Annotated in this window: 1 protein-coding gene; it reads left to right on the top strand. The window is 50.4% G+C overall.

What is annotated here, in order from left to right:
- A partial coding sequence (locus tag P3H15_RS54675; RefSeq protein ID WP_276144913.1) for a DNA polymerase domain-containing protein occupies positions 1-409 on the top strand: 409 nt, incomplete at both ends.

The following is a 409-nucleotide window of genomic DNA, read 5'->3' as shown; positions in this document are numbered from 1 at the left end:
ATACGAAGGCTTTTACCTGCGCGGTTTCTTCGTGACCAAAAAACGCTATGCGGTGATCGATGAAGAAGGCCGTATTACCACCCGCGGTCTGGAAGTTGTTCGTCGCGATTGGAGCGAAATTGCGAAAGAAACCCAGGCGAAAGTTCTGGAAGCGATCCTGAAAGAAGGCAGCGTGGAAAAAGCGGTTGAAGTTGTTCGCGATGTTGTTGAAAAAATCGCGAAATACCGTGTGCCGCTGGAAAAACTGGTGATCCACGAACAGATTACCCGCGATCTGAAAGATTACAAAGCGATCGGTCCGCATGTTGCGATTGCGAAACGTCTGGCGGCGCGTGGTATCAAAGTTAAACCGGGCACCATCATCAGCTATATCGTGCTGAAAGGCAGCGGCAAAATCAGCGATCGTGTG

Source organism: Rhodococcus sp. T2V (assembly GCF_029269925.1).
Lineage (GTDB): Bacteria > Actinomycetota > Actinomycetes > Mycobacteriales > Mycobacteriaceae > Rhodococcus_F > Rhodococcus_F koreensis.
This window is presented reverse-complemented; position numbering and strand designations above follow the sequence as displayed.